Source organism: Oleiphilus sp. HI0067, assembly GCF_001635735.1.
The window spans coordinates 1-1,363 of sequence record NZ_LWFI01001039.1 but is presented as its reverse complement, the minus strand read 5'-3'; the positions used below and the strand labels follow the sequence as shown (position 1 = coordinate 1,363).

Annotated in this window: 1 protein-coding gene; it reads right to left on the bottom strand. The window is 44.2% G+C overall.

From position 1 onward, the window contains the following. Positions 1 to 387 precede the first annotated feature (387 nt). Positions 388 to 1,363 (bottom strand): tetratricopeptide repeat protein (locus tag A3739_RS14270; protein ID WP_156502596.1); only part of this gene is annotated, 976 nt, incomplete at its 5' end.

Sequence of the window (1,363 nt, the reverse complement as noted above, 5' to 3'; positions counted from 1 at the left end):
TGAGATTTATGTTAATCAAGCTAATGACCAAAACCAGAAGGTCATTGGTCGTACCATTGCGCACTGAAATTTAAATTTGATGTTCTAAAATTCGATAGCCCGTTTGCTATCAGTAGCAAGATGTAAATGACAGCGTGAAATATGGGCGATAGCTAAGGCTTTGGAGCCAACAGCGCGCTAGTACTAAAATCTGGATAAACGGCTGCCAAGACCGCTCTGTGAGAACCGCTACAAATTGACTAATATTGGGCACAAGCTTAGTGAAACACTTATTAGTTGGGGAGTTTAAGAAGCGTATAGCGGCTTCAGCGAGCGCCCATCACGCATCCGAACCCTGCCATCAAATTACGCAAACTCACTAATAATTATGCGCATTGATTATTTATGTTAATTCGTTTTTGCGGACGTTTTGCGCAACATGTTAATGAGTCTAAGGGTTTGTAAATCCTCGGGTATCAGGTCTACTAGTTGCTCGGCATACGTCAGGGCTTTTTGGGTTTGGCCGAGCTCTAACAGTAAAGGCAGCACCGCATAGGTCATTCGAGGATTCTTCGGTGCGAGCTTGTGTGCAGTCTCATAGTTTTTCAAGGCTTCCTCTGCTTGTCCTTGATCTTGAAGTAAGGCACCGAATGTAAAAAAGTAATGAGGGTTATTCGGCGACAACTCCGTTGCCTTTTGCAGGTGCGCTAAAGCCAACTTTTTGTTGCGTTGACGAATACGAGTCAGGCCTAACGCGAAATAAACCTCAGCTGAGTCTGGATTAATGGTCAATGCTTGGTTTAGAACATTTATACTCTGCGCAGTATTGTTTAATGATTCCGTCAACCTCGCTAAAGCAAGGTAGGCGGGTATATATATTGGTTCAATATTTATCGCGGCATTATAGTGTTTGGCGGCATTTTCAAAATTGTTGAGATCGCGCTCTAAGTTACCGAGATTAGTGTGCGCAAAACCTCTATCCGCTTGGTAATTTTGCATACTGCGATACTCTTCTAATCCGTTTTTGATTAATTTTTTCGCTTGTACGGGGATCGATGACATTTGACTGGCGGCGGCAAGTGCGCGAGATCCTCGGGCACGAATGTTTGATTGAGCATCGTTAATAAGTGGTTTGAGTAATTGCCATTTTTCGGCATTGGAGTAGGGCGCCGCTGCGTCGATCGCCGCAAGTCTGAATTGTGGTTCTGACCTTTTCACGGCTATTTCGATTGCTTGCATCGAATCAGGATGCGGATAGTTAGCTAAACGACTAAGCGCTGATGCGCGTATGATGGTCGCTTGAGTATCGTCTGTAAAAACAGTTAACAGCTTTTGACGTCCGCTCGGTATTAGATTATCTGCCTCGTTGAAAGCGTAAGCGAAA